General features: G+C 61.7%; 14 protein-coding genes and 1 pseudogene. 9 read left to right on the top strand and 6 right to left on the bottom strand.

Going from position 1 to position 19,597, the window contains the following annotated elements; all coding sequences use genetic code 11:
- Window positions 1-19: 19 nt before the first annotated feature.
- Entirely contained in the window at window positions 20-1,465 is a 1,446-nt protein-coding gene (locus SINAC_RS25880) for a c-type cytochrome domain-containing protein (protein ID WP_015248525.1), read from the bottom strand.
- Between the two features lie 72 nt (window positions 1,466-1,537).
- Window positions 1,538-3,865, bottom strand: coding sequence for a hypothetical protein (locus tag SINAC_RS25885; protein ID WP_015248526.1), 2,328 nt, complete (start codon window positions 3,863-3,865; stop codon window positions 1,538-1,540).
- A gap of 270 nt (window positions 3,866-4,135) precedes the next feature.
- Between SINAC_RS25885 and SINAC_RS25890 the strand changes: the two genes are divergently transcribed.
- Together SINAC_RS25890 and SINAC_RS25895 are read left to right on the top strand one after the other, a co-directional pair.
- A complete protein-coding gene (locus SINAC_RS25890; RefSeq protein WP_015248527.1) occupies window positions 4,136-6,217 on the top strand; it encodes a molybdopterin-containing oxidoreductase family protein in 2,082 nt (693 codons plus the stop codon).
- Between the two features lie 74 nt (window positions 6,218-6,291).
- Entirely contained in the window at window positions 6,292-6,606 is a 315-nt protein-coding gene (locus tag SINAC_RS25895) for a glutaredoxin family protein (protein ID WP_015248528.1), read from the top strand.
- A gap of 62 nt (window positions 6,607-6,668) precedes the next feature.
- On the opposite strand, the pseudogene SINAC_RS39145 reads toward SINAC_RS25895, so the two are convergent.
- The 4 genes and pseudogenes from SINAC_RS39145 to SINAC_RS25915 form a co-directional block, all read right to left on the bottom strand.
- Window positions 6,669-7,062, bottom strand: a pseudogene (locus tag SINAC_RS39145) (Tn3 family transposase); the annotation flags it as partial.
- Between the two features lie 479 nt (window positions 7,063-7,541).
- Complete coding sequence (locus tag SINAC_RS25905) at window positions 7,542-9,083, bottom strand: serine hydrolase domain-containing protein (protein WP_015248529.1); 1,542 nt, start codon at window positions 9,081-9,083, stop codon at window positions 7,542-7,544.
- Window positions 9,084-9,168: 85 nt separating this feature from the next.
- Window positions 9,169-9,504, bottom strand: coding sequence for an ammonium transporter (locus SINAC_RS25910; RefSeq protein WP_237722755.1), 336 nt, complete (start codon window positions 9,502-9,504; stop codon window positions 9,169-9,171).
- A gap of 48 nt (window positions 9,505-9,552) precedes the next feature.
- Window positions 9,553-9,849, bottom strand: coding sequence for an autorepressor SdpR family transcription factor (locus SINAC_RS25915; protein WP_015248531.1), 297 nt, complete (start codon window positions 9,847-9,849; stop codon window positions 9,553-9,555).
- 503 nt (window positions 9,850-10,352) lie between these two features.
- On the opposite strand from SINAC_RS25915, the gene SINAC_RS25920 reads away from it, so the two are divergent.
- The 7 genes from SINAC_RS25920 to sufB all read left to right on the top strand — a co-directional run bounded on the left by SINAC_RS25920 (window position 10,353) and on the right by sufB (window position 19,443).
- Window positions 10,353-11,297: an Ig-like domain-containing protein gene (locus tag SINAC_RS25920; RefSeq protein ID WP_015248532.1), complete on the top strand. Its 945-nt coding sequence runs from the start codon at window positions 10,353-10,355 to the stop codon at window positions 11,295-11,297.
- A gap of 752 nt (window positions 11,298-12,049) precedes the next feature.
- Window positions 12,050-14,719: a response regulator gene (locus tag SINAC_RS25930; RefSeq protein WP_015248533.1), complete on the top strand. Its 2,670-nt coding sequence runs from the start codon at window positions 12,050-12,052 to the stop codon at window positions 14,717-14,719.
- Window positions 14,716-15,657: a GGDEF domain-containing protein gene (locus SINAC_RS25935; RefSeq protein ID WP_015248534.1), complete on the top strand. Its 942-nt coding sequence runs from the start codon at window positions 14,716-14,718 to the stop codon at window positions 15,655-15,657. Before SINAC_RS25930 ends, SINAC_RS25935 begins: the two co-directional genes overlap by 4 nt.
- 245 nt (window positions 15,658-15,902) lie before the next feature.
- Entirely contained in the window at window positions 15,903-16,046 is a 144-nt protein-coding gene (locus tag SINAC_RS40690; RefSeq protein ID WP_015248535.1) for a hypothetical protein, read from the top strand.
- Between the two features lie 356 nt (window positions 16,047-16,402).
- Entirely contained in the window at window positions 16,403-17,053 is a 651-nt protein-coding gene (locus tag SINAC_RS25940) for a helix-turn-helix transcriptional regulator (RefSeq protein WP_015248536.1), read from the top strand.
- Between the two features lie 104 nt (window positions 17,054-17,157).
- Complete coding sequence (sufC, locus tag SINAC_RS25945; protein ID WP_015248537.1) at window positions 17,158-17,991, top strand: Fe-S cluster assembly ATPase SufC; 834 nt, start codon at window positions 17,158-17,160, stop codon at window positions 17,989-17,991.
- A gap of 36 nt (window positions 17,992-18,027) precedes the next feature.
- Complete coding sequence (gene sufB, locus SINAC_RS25950; RefSeq protein WP_015248538.1) at window positions 18,028-19,443, top strand: Fe-S cluster assembly protein SufB; 1,416 nt, start codon at window positions 18,028-18,030, stop codon at window positions 19,441-19,443.
- The last annotated feature ends 154 nt before the right edge of the window (window positions 19,444-19,597 follow it).

Raw genomic sequence — 19,597 nt, forward strand, 5'->3', positions numbered from 1 at the left:
TTGGTTCATTTTCCCAGACTTACTTGGCGGCTGCCTGGACATTGGCGGCCGGCTTGTAACCCGGGGCGGCGAGGATGGTCTTTTCGAGCTTGCCGTCGGCCAGGTTCCAGAGCCGGACTTCGCCATCCCAGCTTCCCGACGCGACGGTCTTGCCGTCGGGCGAGATGGCGAAGCTGTAGACCCAGTCGGTATGCCCGGCGAGTGCGCGAACGGCGGCCTTACTCTCCGCGTTGAAGACGCGAACCGTCTTGTCGGAGCCGCAGGCAAGGATTTCCTTGCCGTCAGGCGTGAACTGAAGCCGGAACACAGGGCCGCCGAATCCGCCGATCTGGCCGACCTGCTTACCGTCGTTGTCCGGGCCCCAGATCCGGATCAGGTTGTCTTCACCGCCGCTGAACACGTTCTTGCCATCGGGATGGAAGGCGACCGTGTAGACGGTCTGGCCGTGGCCGGGGAAGGTGACGAGCGACTCCTTCTTGGCGACGTCGAAGACCTTGCTCGTCTTGTCACGGCTGGCGCTGACGAGCCGCTTGCCGTCGGGGCTAAAGGCGATGTCGAGGATCCAGTCGGCATGGTCTTCGATCACCGCGAGTTCCTTGCCCGATTCCACTTCCCAGATCCGGATGGCGCGATCAGCGCCGGCGGCGGCGAGGAGCTTGCTATCGGGGCTGAAGGCGACCGCGAAGACGCAATCGATGCTCTCGAGGAGGTCGCGGACGGGTTTACCCCCACCGGTTGGTTCCGCCAGCCAGAGCTTGACCGAGCCGAACTGGCCCGGGTCGCCGCTGGCCGTCGCCATCCACTTGCCGTCGGGGCTGAAGGCCACCTCGTAGACGCGTTCGGCCAAGCCGTTGAGGCGGCGGTCGAGGGCTCCGTCAGCCGTCTTCCAGAGCGTGAGCTCATGATAACCTGACGCTGCAATCACCGTGTTGTCGGGGCTGAACGCAAGGGCCGTGATCGCGACGGGGACAGGGTACGCCTCCGGGATCACGATCGGTGTGTTCTTGCGAAGCACGGCGGTCCAATCTTCCGTCGGTGCTCCGCCGTCGTACTTGCCCCCCTCCTTGACCCATCGCTCAATCAGCGCAACCTTGTCTGCGGGCAACGGGTCTTGTTTGTAGGGCATCCGGGGTGAGCCGTCGGGGCGGATCAGCTCGACCAGGAAGCTCGCGTCCGGATCGCCGGGCTCGAGTGTGATCCCGTCCCCCTGCTGGCCTCCTTTGGCCAACTGGGCGAACGTGGTCATCACGTATTTGCTCTCCGACTTTTTCGGGTTGTGGCAGGCGATGCAATTCTGGACGAAGATCGGTGCAACGTCCTTCAAGAAGCTGACCGGTCCCGCTGCAGGGGCGGCCGGAGCCGGTTCTGCGGGCGCAGCCGCTTTCGGAGCATCATCCCCGAACGTCGGAAGGGTCAGCGCGAGCCCCAGGGCGAAGGAGAGGCCGGTTGGGCGAAGTCGAGGCATCGCGAGGCTCCTATGGCAGCACGGATCAGGGGAAAAGGGGGCGGGATCAATTCCAAGGCACGAGCGGTCGGATTACTTCGCGATCACTTTCACGGCAAGCGGGGCAGCCGGTATCGGGTAGTCTTTCTTGTTGATCTGAAACGCGATCGTGACGTTGGCTGTCGCCTGAGCCACGGCCGCCGTCTCATCGGCAATCACCGGGATGGTGAAGTCCGACTGGTCGGGTGCCAGTGTCACCGGTTCGGCCTTCAAGCCGGCGGGTAAGCCGTTGACCTTCACCGTCACCGGTTCCTTGAACGGCTCCTTGCGAACGACCTTGCCCTTCAACTCGAAGGTTGCTCCAGCCTTGACTTCGAGCGCCGGGGCGGCCAACTCCAGGGCGGCAGGGCGGACCACATTCAGGGTGATGGCCGGAATGGAGAAGGTCTGCTCGACCTTGTCAACTGTCCCCTTGGCGATCAAGCCGATCGTCATCGCTCCCAGCGGTGTTTCCACGGCAGCATTGAAGGGCACGCTTCCGTCATTGGCCTTGGCGGCGATCTTCGCGGCCGGAACGGCGAGACCAGGGGGCAAGGGGAGGGGAGTGACCGCCAACTCCGCGTCGGCCCCATTCGTTCGCGTCAACTTGATCGGTGCCGCCGCTCCGTACCCGTGGACCACCTCGATCGGTTCGGCAGGGGCATCGAGTGTGAGAGCCTTCGGCAACGCAGGGGCCCCGGCCAGTCCGACCTGGGTAACGACGTAGGTGGGCAAGGTCCCTTGTTGTGCGAAGAGGATATCCTTTTTCGCCGTGACCACGATCGGGCCGGCTGGTCCTTGTCCCTGTCCGACGACGTTGAGTGAAACCGCGCCGAAGGAGGCGTCTGCGCTGGCTGAGACCGAGAATGTTCCGACCACTTGACCGTCGGCCACCGTCCCGGGTCGCACGGTCAGGCCCGCGGGAGGATTGGCGATGCTCAGGGTGATCGGCCCGGTGTATCCCAGCCGCTTGATGGTCACTCCGGCGAGTGTCGAGCTCCCCTTGGGAATGCTGATCTGAGCATCATTCAACGCGATCTCGAAGGTCGGGGTGACGAGATCCACCGTGATCCGATAGGGGAATCCCACGCCTCCTCGAGACTGCAAGTCCCGCAGCGCCACCGTGATCTCGGTCGTGTTCGCCGGGACGGTGAAGTTCAAGGAAGGATCGGGTGTGATGATCCCGGCTGCCTTCCCCTTCTTCCCCCCCTCGGGCGGGATCGTCGTGTCGTCTGCGGTGGCCAGGACCGCGTCCTTGGCGCCGAGCACTTGGAGCACACCGTCGAGAGCCGAGCCGTTCTCGGCCGCGTCCACCTCGATCTTGAGAACCTGTCCGGGGGTGACGGCCAGGCTGAAGCGGTCCACGTCGCCAGCCGGGTCGATCCGGCCGTTGAGGACAACCGGGGCGGTCGCACGAAGCGGGGGTGAGGTCGGGGTCGCGTCGGTCGGCTCACGCAACTCCGGAAACGGACTGACATCCATCGGGGGGAGTGATTCGACCTCGAGTCCCGCCTCGCCGGGAGCACCGACGCCGGCCGCTCGGATTTGGAAAACCTCGCCGTCAGGCTGTCGATTGACCGTGGCACCGACGACGCGGAGGCCGGGCAGGGTCCCTCCACGGAGTTCGAAGCCGACCGTTTCTCCGTTCCTGCCTCCGAGCGGGTAGATCTCCTCGGCCATGGGCACGGAGCCGATGATGAGTCGATAGACGGGCCGTCCTCCCCCTTGATAGCGGGAGTCGGAGAACTCGACCACATAGTCGGTGTCTTCGGGAAGGGTCACCACCATTCGGGCATCGGTGACCAGGCCGGGGGAGTCATCGGCCGAGGCTACGTATTTGCCGGCGGCGGTCGTCAGGCGGATCGATGGATCGACGCCCGACCCGATTCGTGAGCATTGGGCATCGACAACAATCTGCTGCCCCTTCTTGCCCGGGAATCGGTAGAAGTCGACATCATTCCCCGCCACCTGGCCTTCGACGACCACGGGAGTCGCGATCACCTGTGCGGTGGCCAACGTGTTATTGTCTTCTTTCTCGGCCACTTGCAGAAGCTGGCCGACCGAGAAGAGAAACGAGTTGGAGAGGCCATCATCCGTGCGAACCCGGATGGGGTAAGTGCCGAGGGGAGTCTCGGGAGGCACCGTGATTTTCAGCTTCCAGTTGGCTGCATCCGAGCCCTCGGACGGGGCGATCACGACGGGGAACGGAGCGACCAACTCGGGATTGCTTGCCAGGTTTGCCCCTGTGATCGTAACCTCGGTGACCATGCCTTTCTGAACGCCAAAGGGGGTTGTCCCTTTGATTTCAGGGGGGGCGGCCCAGGTTGGTACGCTCAGGGTCAAACCAATCAAGGTAGCAAGGCCGATAGGTTTGCGAACCATTGGGGAGGGTCTCCTTCGATCCGGGCGCAAACCGGCGAACTCGGGCAGGGCTGGGTGTGTCCCCAGTAGGCGGGTCGTCAGCAGCGTGGCAGGTCTGAGCAGTATCGAACGTCGCATGCCGTTACGGCTTTGTCAAGCGGCTTGCGGATTCCCCCGAATGGCGTTGCCGAGCGCGAACCGTCGCGGTTCTTTTCGACCCTGCGACCGCTCGCGTACACTGGTATTACGATCGAAATCGTTCGACGGCTGATCCGCCGGAGTTCCTCGCTGATGACGACCGCGGCCCGCACCGTAACCAAGAGTGTCTGCCATCTCGACTGCCCCGATACGTGCAGCATGCTTGTCACGGTGGATGGGGGTGTCGCCGTCGACCTGCGCGGTGATTCGGAGCATCCGTTCACGCGAGGATTTCTCTGCCAGAAGATGGCCCGGTATCTCGACCGGGTGTACAGCCCGGAACGGCTCCTCCACCCGTTGCGCAGAGTCGGGCCAAAAGGGGAAGGACAATTCGAGCGGATCAGTTGGGAGGACGCTCTTGGCGAGATCGCCGGCCGTTTCGCCGAGATCGCGCGCTCGGCTGACGGGCCGCAGGCGATCTTGCCTTACAGCTTCTACGGCACGATGGGAAAGCTCCAGGCGAGCAGCCTCGACCGTCGGTTCTTCCACAAGCTTGGGGCCACGATCCTCGATCGCACGATCTGCTCGACGGCGGGCACGAAGGGGTATGAGTACACCCTGGGTCAAGGACGGCTGGGAGCCGATCCCATGGCGGTGCCCGACTGCCGCTTCATCGTCAACTGGGGCTCGAATACGGCCAATACCAACAGTCACCTCTGGAGCCTGATGATCCAGGCGCGGCAGAAGGGGGCGACGATCGTGACCGTCGACCCCTATCGCAGTCCGACGGCGGAGCGGTCCGACTGGCACATTCAGCCACGGCCTGGGACCGATGCCGCGCTGGCGCTGGGGATCATGCATGTGATCTGGCGCGACGGCCTTCAGGACGACGACTTTCTCGAGCGCGGAACCGTGGGGGCGGGCGAACTCCGAACGCGGGTCCTGACCGAATATGATCCCGAGCGTGTGGCGGCGATCACCGGGGTGGAGCGTTCGACGCTTGAGAGCTTGGCGCATCGTCTCGCACGCGAGCAACCGTCGTTGATCCGCCTGAATTACGGCCTCCAGCGCCACGGCGGCGGCGGGATGGCCGTGCGGACGATCGCCTGTCTGCCCGCCCTGATCGGCTCGTGGCGGCATCCCGGGGGCGGGACGATCCTTTCCACCAGCGGCGCCTACGACTTCGACGCGAATCGGTTGACCCGCCCTGATCTCTCGCCATCGGGCACGCGAATCATCAATATGAATCAACTGGCCGAGGCCTTGGCCGGCGAACTCCCCGGGCCCCCGGTTCGGGCTCTCTATGTTTATAATTGCAACCCAGCGGCGGTTGCTCCGAACCAGGCGCGGGTGGCGAAAGGCCTACTTCGCGACGACCTGTTCACCGTCGTCCACGAACAGTTCCCGACCGACACGGTCGACTACGCCGACATCGTCCTGCCTGCGACGACCCAACTCGAGCACGTCGATCTTCACGGTTCCTATGGTCATCATTTCGTGATGTTAAATCCGCCTGCGATCGCTCCTCGCGGAGAATGCCGATCCAACAACGACGTCTTCCGGGCGCTCGCGGCCCGTCTGGAATTTCCGGCCGAGCAGTTCCCCGACGATGAGACGTTGATGCGGCAAGCGCTCGATGGGGGGCCTTCGCTGCAAGGGATTACGCTCGAACGGCTCGAGGTTGAAGGATCGATCCGGCTGAACCTGCCCGAACACCACCTCCCCTTTGCCGACGGACGGTTTCCGACCCCGTCGGGCAAGTGCGAGTTCTATTCCGAGCGGATGAAACGCGACGGATTTGATCCTTTGCCCACGTATCTCCCGCCCCACGAAGATCCGCAAACGCGCCCTGCGCTTGCCGCCCGCTACCCGTTTCAACTCCTGAGCCCGCCTCGACCGCAGTTTCTGAATTCGACTTTCGCGAACGATCCGCGTCATCGCGCGTTGGCGGGCGAGCCGACCATCGAATTGTCATTGGCTGACGCCGAGAGCCTGGGTCTGGTCGAGGGCCAGTGGGTCGAGGTTTATAATGATCGCGGCCAGTTCCGCTCGCGCGTGGCTCTCACGGGGAAAGTTCGTCCCGGAGTGGCCGTCGCCACCGGAATTCACTGGAACAAGCTCAGTCCAGGACGGACCAACGTCAACAGCACCACGTCCACCGCGCTTGCCGATATGGGCGGAGGAGCGACGTTCTTCGACAACCTGGTCGCCATTCGCCCGTTCGTCGACGGGTGAGTTGAGGCTGCTCCGGTCCTGCCCCACGTCGAGTCATCCCATTTGAGGTCCGGCAAGGTGAGGTCCTGTTTCCGATGATTTCTCTCCTCGCTCGCTTGTGGCCGTCCCGATTCAAGGCCGACGTCGCCCATCTCCGGATCAAGGTCTACACGCGCGAGCAATGTGGCTGCTGCCATAAAGCGCTCGACCTGTTGAAGGACTACCAGCGTCGACTTCGCTTTTCCATGGAGGAGATCGACATCGACGGCGATCCGATCTTGCGAGAGCGATTCAACACGGACGTTCCCGTAGTGGAGGTCGACGGCAAAGTTCGTTTCAAAGGGGTGGTCAACCCTGTCCTGCTCGAACGGCTGTTCGAAGCCGAAAGTCGTGGGAACTCCGCGCGGTGAGTAGGGCGGGTGTGAGTAGCAATGGAACAGAAAACCGGTGTAAGGGCGATCATGCCGCCAAGTCATCCATCTCCTTTGGGTTCGCGAAGCGGTCGCAATCGCCCCTGCCGGATCGATTTTGTTAGGGCGAACTCGTATCGGCCGAGCACGTTGACGTGGTCGAGCAACAGCGGCGAGAGCCGTTGGACGTCTTCCGGCTTCACCACCACGTCCGTGGTGCGAACCTTGGCCAAGACGGCGTCCAGATAGCGGGTGTTCCAGAGCACCACCGCTATTGACCACCAGTCCCAACGCCCCCAGTTGGTCTTCCTGGCCTTCGCGGTAACGGTGCCGAAGTTCGCCTCTCTGGCCGTGGAAGATGGCTCGCGCCACGGTGTGTCGGCTTTCACCGTGGTTAAGCTGGGTGAGGATGCGACGGCGATACGCCTCGTCGTCCAGGTAGTTCAGCAGGTACATGCCGAGCCCCTCCAACTCCGAGGCCGGGGTGGGCGACCGTCCCAACGTCCGGCAGACGCGCGACCGGACCTTCTCCCAGGTTGGCCCTTGCAGGAGCTTGGCGTACGGGTCGCCCCAGCGTTGGCTGGCGGCCACGAACAGGTCGCGGCGCTGGAGCCGTTCCAGGACGCAGAACAAGCGGCGGGGATCGCGGAGGCGAGGAAACGGGGCATCTATACGGGGCCGAAAGCGAGGTATGACCAAGGCACCGTGGCATCGCGCCGGAGAGCTGCGTGACCGAGGTCTCTCGTTGTAAGAGATCGCCACCGCCTTGAGCGTCAGCCGACGGACCGTATTGCGATACCTGGCCAAGGAACCGGCGTCGTGATCTGGTGGGTCCTTGAACCGAGCCGGAGAACCTGTTCCATTGCTATTCACGCCCCCTAGAGTTGCCGTAAGTCTCTGATGACGCCTTCTTCACATAATGCGTGAGAAAATAATCACTTCTTGGGGCGTTCGTCGTCAACCGGTTTGTCCCGCGGCAACTCAAATGACATTCCGGATTCGTGTAGGACCAGCGCCAAGACCTTACCTCCGCTGTCTTTCTTAAATGAGACTGCGGTCGCGTTGGTGAGTACAAACTGCCTGCGCCCCTCCTTGTCGGGCTCACTCAGCTCGAACACCAGTTGACTGGGAATATCCAGGGCCAGTTTCCCGCAGCGGAATACCACCTGGAACGGTGTGTTTTTGAATGGCCCGAAGTTAGCGTAATATGTACCGATCAGCGGTTTCAATTCATCAGGTACATTATCGGCACTCTCGCGCCGGAGCAGCACATCCTGGATCGTCGTCTCCAACCGGATCGTGCTGACCTGGCTCCGCGATTGCGTGAAGTAACAAACGATCAGGTTCTCCTCGGGAAATGCCCAGGCGCCTGTACCATCCGAACCGTCGTGGCCGAAGGCCCTCACTTCCGTCCTGGCAGGACTTTCGCCGGGTGCGTAGAGCATGGACATTTGGCCGTAGTGCGGCTTCATCCCGAAAAACCCGCATGGGTATGGCCCATCGTTTCCGAGAGCTTTCATCGGCGAAACGGGAGTCAGGATGTGGGCGATCGCCTCGTTTGAGAGCAGGCGTTTGCCACTGGCGATGCCGCCGTCCATCCATAGCGCGAGGAAGCGGGCATAATCGGCGGGAGTGGAGTAGAGCGTCTGCGAGCCCCACGCGAACGGATAGAAGGGTGCTCCGCCCGGCATCCAGTACCGCGTCCACTTTCCCGGGCTGCCGAAGTAGAGGCTCGCCACGCGCTTCTTGCGCGGGTCTTCGGCCTTCGAGAGATAGAACGTATCGGCCATCCCCAGCGGCTGGAGGATCCGCTCCGCGACGAAGCGGTCAATCGTTGTGCCGCTGATCCGTTCGACGACGGCCGCTGCGGCGTCGCTGCCGGCGTCCGAGTACCAGAACTTCTCGCCCGGCGTGAATTGTGGCCCTTTTTCCCCGATGGCCTTCGCCTGGGCTTGCAGGTCGGAGTACTGATCCATTTTGACCGTGATGATCGACAGAGGCAATCCGCTCCGATGTTGCAGGAGCTGCTCGATCGTGATGGCCTTCGATTTGTCGGTGTCGAATCCGGGCAGGTATTTCGCCACCGGGTCGTCAAGGCGCAGTTTCCCCTCGTCGGCCAGCATCTGCACGGCGACGCCCGTCAGCGGTTTAGTCATCGAGCGGACGTTGAAGATCGTGTCGCGCTCCATGACTCGTTTGTCTTCGCGATCGCGCTCTCCGTAGACCTCGTGCAAGATGGTCTTGCGGTTCTTGATGATCAGTAGCTCGCCGCCGACGATCGTGCCGTTCTTCACATACTCTTTTACCTCGCCGGCCACTCGGCGCACGGCCGCGGCTGAAACGCCCTGGCTTTCGGGTGTGGCGACCGGGAAAGCGGCCTTCTCCTGGGCCGCGGCCGACACACTCATTGGGCCCAGCCACACTGCCGCGATCCAGAGAGCGGTCTGCTGGCATAAGCACGCTCGATTAATTGTCATTTGAGCTCTCGCTTGGGTGACTCTTGACTGCCGGATCCGGAACCTACTGCCATCGTGGGTGGCGAGCCTCGAAAGAAAGCCTGCATTAGACGGCTTTCGGCTTGTCCCGCAGCGACAGGCAATAGCCGAGCGTTATCGCGACTCCTGCGAAGACCGCGCCGGTCCCGACCGTCACGGCCACTGGGATCGGGGCAAACGCCCATAGTCCGGTATAGACGAGCCCGCTCAGCACCAGAGACCAAGCTGCGACCCGCTGGGCCTGGCCTGCCCGGGCGTTCGGGATGACGTTTTTGGGTATCCGGTTGCCGTACCAGGCCATCCAGAGCCCGGTCGGGCCGGTCACCATCCGGATGACCGTGTCGCGGTCGATATCGCCCAGCTTGTGCGCGAAGATCGCGCCGAGCACCAGGGCAAACATCATGCCCGCCCAGGCGAGAGCCTCCGATCATTCCCGTTTTTATCTCCTTGTTCATTTTGCAGTCTCCCTCTTGGGCTCCGGCGCCTTCGCGCCGATGCCGAACGAATGGGCAAAGCCCAGCAGCGCTTCTTCGAGCACAGAGAGCTTCAGGTGATAGATGACGGACTTGCCGACCTTCTCGGTGTGCACCAGGTCGGCCTCCTTGAGCACCGCAAAGTGCGCCGACATCGTCGACTTGGAGAAGTCGAACTCATCGCAGAGCTCGCCCGCGCTCATCGGCCCCTTGCGCAGGAGCTGAAGCACGCGGCGGCGGGTCGGATCGGAGAGGGCTTTGAATACCTGGTTCATGATTCGATAATTAGCTAAACGACGAATCATGTCAAGGGGGGTAACCGAGTTTGTTGGCGGCGGCGTTGGGTGAATCGCTTTCGGCCTTCTTCGTTTTCGGCTCGATCGCAAAACTGAAACCGGCCTTCGCGGGCGGCCTTTGGATGATCTGGCAGCGTGACGACCCTTACGCCGGTTTTCTGTTCCGTTGCTACTCACGCCCCTAGGGGGAGAGTTTTTCCTGGGTTCTCGGCGGGAAGACAGCGAGTGTCTGTTGTCTCTCGATCCCGAGGTCGAAGTGGCGCTGAAACGATTGCCAGGCCTCGGAAATCGGCTGGCCAGACTTGAGACGATCTGGTAAGACGTGGGCCGGTCGAGGGGCAAGGCTGCTCCGGACCTCAATTCTCTTTGAGTTCTTCTCCACGCTGAACTGCCGACATTCGACGGCCGTTGGCTCCAGACAGGCGACTTACCGAGCCTTGTCTGATGTCACCTTCTCTCGGTGCCCGAAGGAGATCCGCGCGATGGACCGCCGCCGATTCGTTCCCTCTCCCGAAGGGCTGGAAGGACGCGCCATGCTGAGCGTCTTTGGCGCAAGCAACACGGCTCAGGTCTCAGCGGCTCAGGAAGTGCCGGTCACGTTCCACCAGAAGGAAACGCGAATCGAGCACCTCCCCTTTTATCTGAAACAGTTGGATCCCAACCGCTTTCTTCCCGACGCCACGATCCGCAAACTCCAGGACGACCTCCTGTCCATCGCGGGCCGGTTGCACCGGCCGAACCCGGCGACGGTCGAGGCGTTCAACTCGACGATCAAGGACATCGTGCCGAACGCCAGTCTGAGTGTCACCGATGCCAAGACTCTGAGCCATGCGTTCCAGAGGGTCGTGGGGAGCACGGGGGCGACCGCTCAGCAGGTGGCCAACCTCACCCAGGACATGAATGACCTGGCCAAGGTCGATTCGCAGAGTCCGCAGCCGGTCTTCCTGGCGACAAACGACTATTCGCTCGTGCTCCAGACGATCCTTGGTGTGGGCCGACCGATCCAGCGACCTCCCGCTCCTGAACTCGCCACCCAGGACGGTGTTCGCGTGTCGGACGGGATTGGCAAGACTACGCTCCGCCAACCGCAGCTCGTCGGGACCTACGGGGCGGGTTCCTCCGTGGGCAATTTCTCCGGCGGCACCGGCGGTGGTTTCAACAGCAACGGCGTGACCATCCAGATCGTCGACGACCAGGGCACCGTCTACGGCCAGTCGGTCGTTGACCCCGCCAACGGCAACTACCGTGTCACGATCGGGACGCCTCTGGCCAACGGAGTGTACCGTTTCCACGCTCAGGCCGTGGATTCCCAGGGCCATGTGAGTCCGCCGAGCCGTGTCTACTTGCTCAAGGTCATGAGCCGGCCGGGAGAGACCGTCGCCACCGGCATGGCGACTCCCAAGGGACCGCTCTCAGCCAGAAATTAAGCGAAGACGGGGCTCCGCCTTGATTGTCTTCCCTGGGACCGCAGGTGCTCCGCCTGCATTTTAAAGTTCTTGAGTTTGTCGAGTAAGGCCTTGTCCCAGGCCCTTGAAGACCGCACAAATCTCAGAAACGTTACGGTTGAGCGTGGTCTGAATATGGCCGGGCCGGCCGTGTTCCTGAATCTCCGCAGCAAGCGGAGCAGGAGCACGGCCGGCTCGGTCTTTTGAGATTCCACCCCACGGCTCGTACCGGGACGGCCGTACCCCAAAGGCTGAATACTCCGCTTTCGCTCCCACCAATACCTTGCCGCTCGCTCGCCGCGCTCATCGACCTTGCCTCGGGCCCAAGAACGATATCGATTGCACCAGCACACTCTTCGTTCGTCTGCACTGGCCAGTCGGTCGAGCCTCTCCCTGCACGGATGGGGCCGAACTGCTCAGGGCGCGCTGAGCATTTGGCGAGCTTTCTGAAACGTGTACTAGATTACAAGAGAATCCATGAAGATTGACGTACGCCGGCCTTATTCAAGAGACGAGATGCTGGTCTCGAGCCGCCGTGGTGTCTGAGACCATCACTTGACTGCCCAGGTGCCGTCGGCTCATGGTCTCACGTCACGACTTTGGGCGTTGGGCCTCGTTCGTGTAGGCCCTCATCTCATTGACAATCGCCTCAGCACGGTGTTTCGTCTCACAAAGTCTCACGGCTGCGATTGAAGGCGGGCGAGCGAAGCATCACGATCTCGGGGTGTGTGGTCATGAGTTGGCGGTTAGAAAACAAACTTGCCTGGCAGTTCGTCTTGGCCTCAGCTGTCTTGATTGCCATCAGCGTGTGTGCCTACCTTGCGCTTTCGGGGTCGATCGAAACCGCCAGTCGGGTCGATCACGCTCACCAAGTTCTCCTGGGTATTGAGCATGTTTTCTCGCTGTTGAAGGATGCTGAGACGGGCCAGCGCGGGTATTTGCTCACGGGACGCCCCTATTACCTCGATCCGTACCACGATGCGTCGGAAAAGCTCAGCCGTGAGTTCGACCGCATTGACCAACTCCTCGGGACGAAGTCGGGCTCGGGAGTTGGCATTCGTCGGTTGCAAGCCATGGCTACCGAGAGGCTTGCCGAGTTGCAAGGAACGATCGATCTGCGTCGAGAGAAGGGCCTGGAGGAAGCCTTGAAAGCGGTGCTGACGGACCGGGGGCGGACCGTCATGAGGCAGATCCGTGCCGAGGCCGCCTCGCTCCGGACCGAGCAGGAGAAACAACTGCAATTGGAGTCAAACCAGGCTGATATCAGTGCGCGTTGGGCACGCTTGACTCTGGTGATCGGACTCCTGGCCAGCCTGTCGCTGTTGCTCGTTTCCCATCGGCTCGTTGCCAGTGAGATGAAACAGAGGCGACAAACTGAGACAGACCTGGTTCAGGCTCATGAGGAGGCGGAAACCGCCAATCGGGTCAAGAGTGAGTTCCTGGCCAACATGAGCCATGAGATCCGCACGCCCATGAACGGGATCGTTGGCATGACGGAGCTGACACTCGGGACTTCGCTGACGGCCAAGCAACGGGAATACCTCGGCCTGGTCAAGACGTCGGCCGACTCGCTGCTCTCGGTCATCAATGACATCCTCGATTTCTCAAAGATCGAGGCCGGCAAGCTTCACCTCGACCCGATCCCGTTCGACCTGCGGGATGAGGTGGCCGACACCGCCCGTAGCCTTGCCTTGCGGGCCCACACCAAGGGTCTGGAACTCGCCTGCCGGATTGCCCCCGACGTTCCCCAGGTTGTTGTGGGGGATGCGGGGCGGCTCCGCCAGGTGCTCGTCAACCTCGTCGGGAACGCCGTTAAGTTTACGGAACAGGGCGAGGTGGTACTCGACGTTGCGATGTGCTCCCGGACTGTTGTTGAGATCACGCTGCAGTTCTCCGTGACCGACACTGGCATCGGGGTCCCCTTCGAGAAGCGACAATCCATCTTCGATCCGTTCGAGCAGGTGGACGGCTCAACCACCCGGAAATACGGCGGAACGGGCCTCGGCTTGACCATCTCATCCCGATTGGTGGCGCTGATGGGGGGCCGGATCTGGGTGGATGGCAACCCCGAGGGGGGCAGCATTTTTCGCTTCACGGCGCGATTTCCCGCCCACTCGATTGCGCTTCCCGGCCGGACTTCACCCGATCCGGTTTGGCTCAACGGCGTGCGGATGCTGGTGGTCGATGACAATCGGACCAACCGACTCATCCTCGAGGAGGTCCTCAATCACTGGGGCGCGTTGCCGGTGACCGTTGACGATGGCTTCGCGGCCATCGCGGCGTTGGCGGAAGCCGTCGAACAAGGTCAGCCGTTCGCGGTCGTCCTGCTCGATCAGATGATGCCCGGAATGGATGGCTTCCAGCTTGCCGAACGGTTAACGAGCGATCCCCGACTGGGTGAGCCCGAGATGTTGATGTTGACCTCCGGCGATTCTCTGAGTGAGTCCGGCCTCTCTTGTCATGATCTTGGCATCAGCGCTTGCTTGACGAAACCCGTCAGGCAATCGGACTTATATAATGCCTTGATGGATTTGCTCCAGCGCTCGGGAATTTCCGGAACGCCTGACGCCGATGGCGCGGAGGGAAGGGATGCCCACCTCTCGGTCGAATCCGGAGAACCAGATGGACGGCGGCTCAACGTGCTTCTGGCCGAAGACCATCTCGTCAACCAAAAAGTCGCCTCCGCGATGGTGCGGAGCCTCGGGCATGGGGTGGAGGTGGTCGACAATGGGCAAGCTGCGGTGGAGGCGCTGGACCGGAATTCGTTTGACCTGATCCTGATGGATCTTCAGATGACCGTGATGGATGGGTTCGCGGCGCTGGCCGCCATTCGAGCACGTCAAGGGGAGGACTCTCGGATCCCGATCATCGCTCTCACGGCGCATGCCATGAAAGGGGATCGCGAACGTTGCTTGGACGTCGGGTTTGACGGCTACCTGTCCAAACCGGTCACGATCAACACGATGCGGGACGAGTTGCGCCGGGTCTGTGCTGAGAAGAGAGTTACGGCACCGGTTGTCAATGATGGGGAGAGCGAAGCCGAACGCGCTCAAACACCGTCGGATTTCACCTTGGATCGGCTGCTGGAGCGATGTGACGGCGATCGTGATTTTGCTCGGGAAGTGCTCGAGGACTTTGTACGGACTGTCCCGGCCGCGATCGAACGGTTGGTCGAGGCGGCAAGTCTGGAGGATGGAGCGGGTGTCACCCGTGCCGCTCATGGTTTGAAAGGGACCTTTTTCACCGTGGGGGCCGACGGATTCACCGAATCCTGGCGGCGGCTGGAAGCGTTGGGTGAGCGAGGCGAGATGGCAGGAATCCGCGAGGAACTGGTTTTTGCACGTCGTGACTGGGAGCGACTGCTCCCGCTGCTGGAAAAATGCCTGGAGCGTGGAGTGTCATGAAGATTTTGGTTGCCGATGATGAGTCGACGCCTGCGCTCTTTCTGCGTCGTACCCTGGAGCGATTGGGCCATGACGTGGTCATGACCTTGGACGGTCTCGAAGCATGGGATCGGCTGCAAGAAGGGCATTATCGCCTGGTGATCACCGACTGGATGATGCCGGGGTTGGACGGGTTGGACCTCTGCCGGAAAATCCGCAGTCGGGTCGACTCCTCGTATACCTACATCATCCTGTTGACCGCCCGCGAAGGGCTTCAAGACAGGCTCGCCGGCCTGACTGCTGGGGCTGACGATTTTCTCTCCAAGCCGACGGATCCGGCCGAGTTGTCGGCCCGCGTGGCGATCGCCGGCCGGATCGTAGCGATGCAGGAGGAGCTGGAACGGAAGAATCTCCAACTCGCCGAGTTGGCGACGACCGATGGGCTCACCGGCTTGAAGAATCGTCGCTCCTTCAATGAGGCCCTGCCAACCGCTTGCTCCCTGGCCGTTCGTTGCGGATATCCGCTCTCTTTGATCATGATCGACGTCGACCATTTCAAGACGCTCAACGACACCTTCGGCCACCCCGCTGGTGACGCTGTGCTCGCGACTCTGGCGGACATCCTCAAGGGCGGGACACGCGATCACGACATCGTCGCCCGCTACGGCGGGGAGGAATTCGCCGTCTTGTTGCCGGCCACGACCGCCGATGCGGCTTCCTTGCTGGCGGAGCGCCTGCGCTCAATCATCAGGAACTACCCCTGGCCGCAACGGCCGATGACGGTGAGCGCAGGGGTCGCGACGACGGGGACAGGTCTGGCAACGGGCCCGGAGTTGCTGGAGGCGGCCGACCGGGCCCTCTATCACTCCAAGCGATCAGGCCGAAATCAGATCACACACCATGATCTTTTCCTGAGAGGCGCCGTCTCCGGTCTCCTTCGCGATCCCTTGGGGCGTTGATCGTCAAGGGGCGGCCGGGCGATTGGTTGTGGTCTTCTCTGATCTTTATTTTTCTGCGTGGAACGCGGGCCGAACTTGCTTGAAATCAGGGGTGAAATCCGTCTCAAACGCGTGAGTTCATCCCGTTTCTTTTCGTTCATTCCCACTTCCGCCGTGAACTCCGCTTGAATTCTGGTCGACTTAACCGCAATAATACGCTCCATCTGAAGCAATCGCGTTGATCCGTTTGGGAGTTGTTCGGCGTTATGAAAGCCAAGACCAAGCATCGCAAAAGCTATAAGTGGCGGAAGAAAGCCGATAGCTCGCCCATCGCCAAGGGGCGACGTCCGAAGCGGCACGGTGTCCGCAACCCCAAGAAGCAGAAGCACCTGGGTGGCGTCGGCCTCTAAGGCTGTCTCGGCCTCTCATCGCCACTTTTGCCCGTCGACAAAACTGGACCTCCCGCCTTCCCCACTTCCATCAACTGGATGTGGCTAGGGATCGGGTGGTCCATTGTGCATTCCCCTTTCCGCCTGATTCGTGGTGCTCCTCCGGGCACCTCCTGCCTCTCTGGATCGGACCCTTGGCATGAGTTAGAGGTTTTTCGCAATAAAATTTGCGAAAAATGCGGCTATTCTGATAGACGCTGCGAGGGTCTCTTCTTACAATTCAGTGTATCGAAGGCAAGCCACGGGGAGGCGTCGGGCGAATCCGCCGTTTCCGCCGCGCAATTCAGGTCTCACCTAGAATAAAGAGAGGGGTGGCGATGATCGAAGCTGCGGATCGCTCACTCCTGGATTCGATTCGCCGGCACGGTCCACTGACAGTTGCCGAGATGGCGGCCCGTCAGGGAGTGACGCCGACGGCGATTCGGAACCGCCTGACGCGGCTGATTGGGTCCGGGATGGTGGAGCGTCGCCTTGAGCACGGGGGGCGTGGTCGTCCCCGGCACGTGTACGAGGCGAGCGTTGAGGCTCACAAGCGGCTGGGGCAGAATTATGCCGACCTGGCCGTGGTGCTCTGGGATGAGATGATGCGGACGGTCGAGGACCGCAAGCTTCGTCGCTTCTTGTTCGGGCGAATCACCGATCGCCTGGCGGAGCTCTACCGATCCCAGGTCACCGGGGATCAGTGGGAGGGCCGGCTCGTGCAGCTCGGCTCAATTCTTCACGACCGTGGGGTCGAAACCGAAGTCACGCTGGCGGGAGGGGGGCAGAATTCGGTGCTGAAACAGCACTCTTGCCCCTATTATGAGTTGGCTGCAGTCGATCGGGCTGTCTGCGCCATGGAGCGTAAAATGTTTGAGAAGGTCGTGGGACGAGGGCTTCGGTTGAGCCAGTGCCGGCTCGACGGCCATCGCTCGTGCGACTTCGAGGCGAAACCCGAGATTCTCACGACGGCGGCCCAGGCCGTCTGAGCCGAGAATCTTATTGAATCAACCGGTTTTCAAGCTGACCAGATGAGAATGACCGGACCAGCGGGAGGGGCACCTCGAGCCGGTCCCAACAGGGCAGGAGCGTAATGAGCAAGGTTCTTCAGATCAGCAACCTCCATGTCGCGATCGACGGCAAGGAGATCCTCAAGGGGGTCGACCTCACCATCCGCCAAGGCGAAGTGCATGCCTTGATGGGACCGAACGGTTCGGGTAAGAGCACCTTGAGCTACGCCCTGATGGGTCATCCGAACTACGAAGTGACGGAGGGGACTGCGACGCTCGACGGCCAGGACATCCTCGAGATGGAGGCCGACGAGCGGGCCAAGGCGGGTCTCTTTCTCGCCTTCCAGTATCCGACGTCGATCCCGGGCGTTACCGTGGCGAACTTCCTTCGCCATGCCGTCAGCAACGTTCGCAACCCTGACCGCAAGGAAGGGGAGGACCTGATCTCGATGCGTGAGTTCCGCAAGGAGCTCCGCGAGCAGATGGACGAGTTGGGCATGGACCCCGAGTTCGCCCGCCGTTACCTCAACGAAGGTTTCTCCGGCGGCGAAAAGAAGCGGGCCGAAGTGCTTCAGCTTGCCATGCTCCGCCCCGCCTTCGCCATTCTCGACGAGACCGATAGCGGACTCGACATCGACGCGGTCCGGGTGGTCTCGGAAGGAGTCAACAAGGTTGCGGCCAAGGTTTCGACCGGTATCCTGGTCATCACTCACTATCAACGTATTTTGAACTATATCAAGCCGGGCTTTGTCCACATCCTCTTCGGTGGTCGGATCGTGGAAAACGGCGGCTCGGAACTGGTGGACCTCCTCGAGCGCGAAGGCTACGACTGGGTCCGCGCCAAGTATCCCGAGGCGGCCAAGGACGAGGACGAGATGGAGCAGCACGCCTCACCGTCCGGTCAATTGACCTTCTGAGCCCGACCCGACCTCCTGAGGAAGGACATAGACGCCATGGCGACTGATCTGAGCGGGCAGGTGCAAGGAATCAAGGACGAGTACAAGTTCGGGTTTCGCGACTCGGATGACAACTACTCGTTCAAGAGCGGTAAGGGGCTCAGCCGCGAGGTCGTTCATCAGATCTCCGAGATGAAGAGCGAGCCCCAGTGGATGCGCGACTTCCGCCTCAAGGCCCTCGAGGTCTTCTGGTCGAAGCCGACGCCGACCTGGGGCGGCGACCTCGCCAGCCTCAATTTCGACGACATTCACTACTACATGAAGGCGGCCGATCGTCAGGGGAAGACCTGGGACGACGTGCCGTCCGACATCAAGAACACGTTCGAGAAGCTCGGGATTCCCGAGGCCGAGCGGAAGTTCCTGGCCGGTGTCGGTGCCCAGTACGAGTCGGAGGTTGTCTACCACAGCCTGCGCGAAGACCTCCAGAAGAAGGGGGTCATCTTCGTCGACACCGACACGGCCCTTCGTGAGTATCCTGACCTGGTCAAGCAATACTTGGGCACGGTCATCCCGATTCACGACAACAAGTTCGCCGCGCTGAACTCGGCCGTCTGGTCGGGCGGCTCGTTCGTCTACATCCCGGCCGGCGTCAAGGTCGACATCCCGCTTCAGGCCTATTTCCGGATCAATGCCGAGAACATGGGTCAGTTCGAGCGGACCTTGATCGTGGTCGAAGAAGGGGCACAGGTCCACTACGTCGAAGGCTGTACCGCCCCGATGTACACGACCGAGAGCCTGCACTCGGCCGTCGTCGAGATCATCGTCAAGAAGGGTGGGCGCTGCCGCTACACCACGATCCAGAACTGGGCGAGCAACATCTACAACCTCGTGACCAAGCGTGCGGTCGCCCACGAGGACGCCCTGATGGAGTGGGTCGACGGCAACCTCGGCAGCCGCCTGACGATGAAGTACCCGGCCGTCTACATGATGGGCAAGGGGGCCCGTGGCGAGATCCTCTCAATCGCGTTCGCCGGCAAGGGACAGCATCAGGACGCCGGAGGCAAGGTCGTCCATGGCGCTCCTTACACGAGCTCGCGGATCATCTCCAAGAGCATCAGCAAGAACGGCGGTCGGGCCAGCTATCGTGGTCTCCTCAAGGTGATCAACGGCGCGAAAGGCTCGAAGTCGAACGTCGTTTGCGACGCCCTGATCCTCGATCCCCAGAGCCGGTCCGACACGTATCCGTACATCGAGATCGACGAGGATGACGTCAAGATCGGCCACGAGGCCAGCGTCTCCAAGATTGGCGAGGAACAGCTCTTCTACCTGAAGAGCCGAGGCCTCAGCGAAGCCGAAGCGTCCACTCTGATCGTCAGCGGGTTCATCGAGCCGCTCGTCAAAGAGCTGCCGATGGAGTACGCCGTCGAGATGAACAAGCTCATCCAGCTTCAAATGGAAGGGTCGGTCGGTTAATCACCGTGTGAGTGTCGGGCTCTCGACGACCCAGGACCGCCGATGACATCTGTTTCATCGAGCGGTCCGGCTGTCGTCGGGTGACCGGGGCAAACGCAGCATGCCCTGGACTCAGTAGCCGTAGCTTGCCGGGGCACGCTGCGCCCTGCCTCGA

The organism is Singulisphaera acidiphila DSM 18658 (genome assembly GCF_000242455.2).
In the GTDB taxonomy this organism is placed as follows: Bacteria; Planctomycetota; Planctomycetia; order Isosphaerales; family Isosphaeraceae; genus Singulisphaera; species Singulisphaera acidiphila.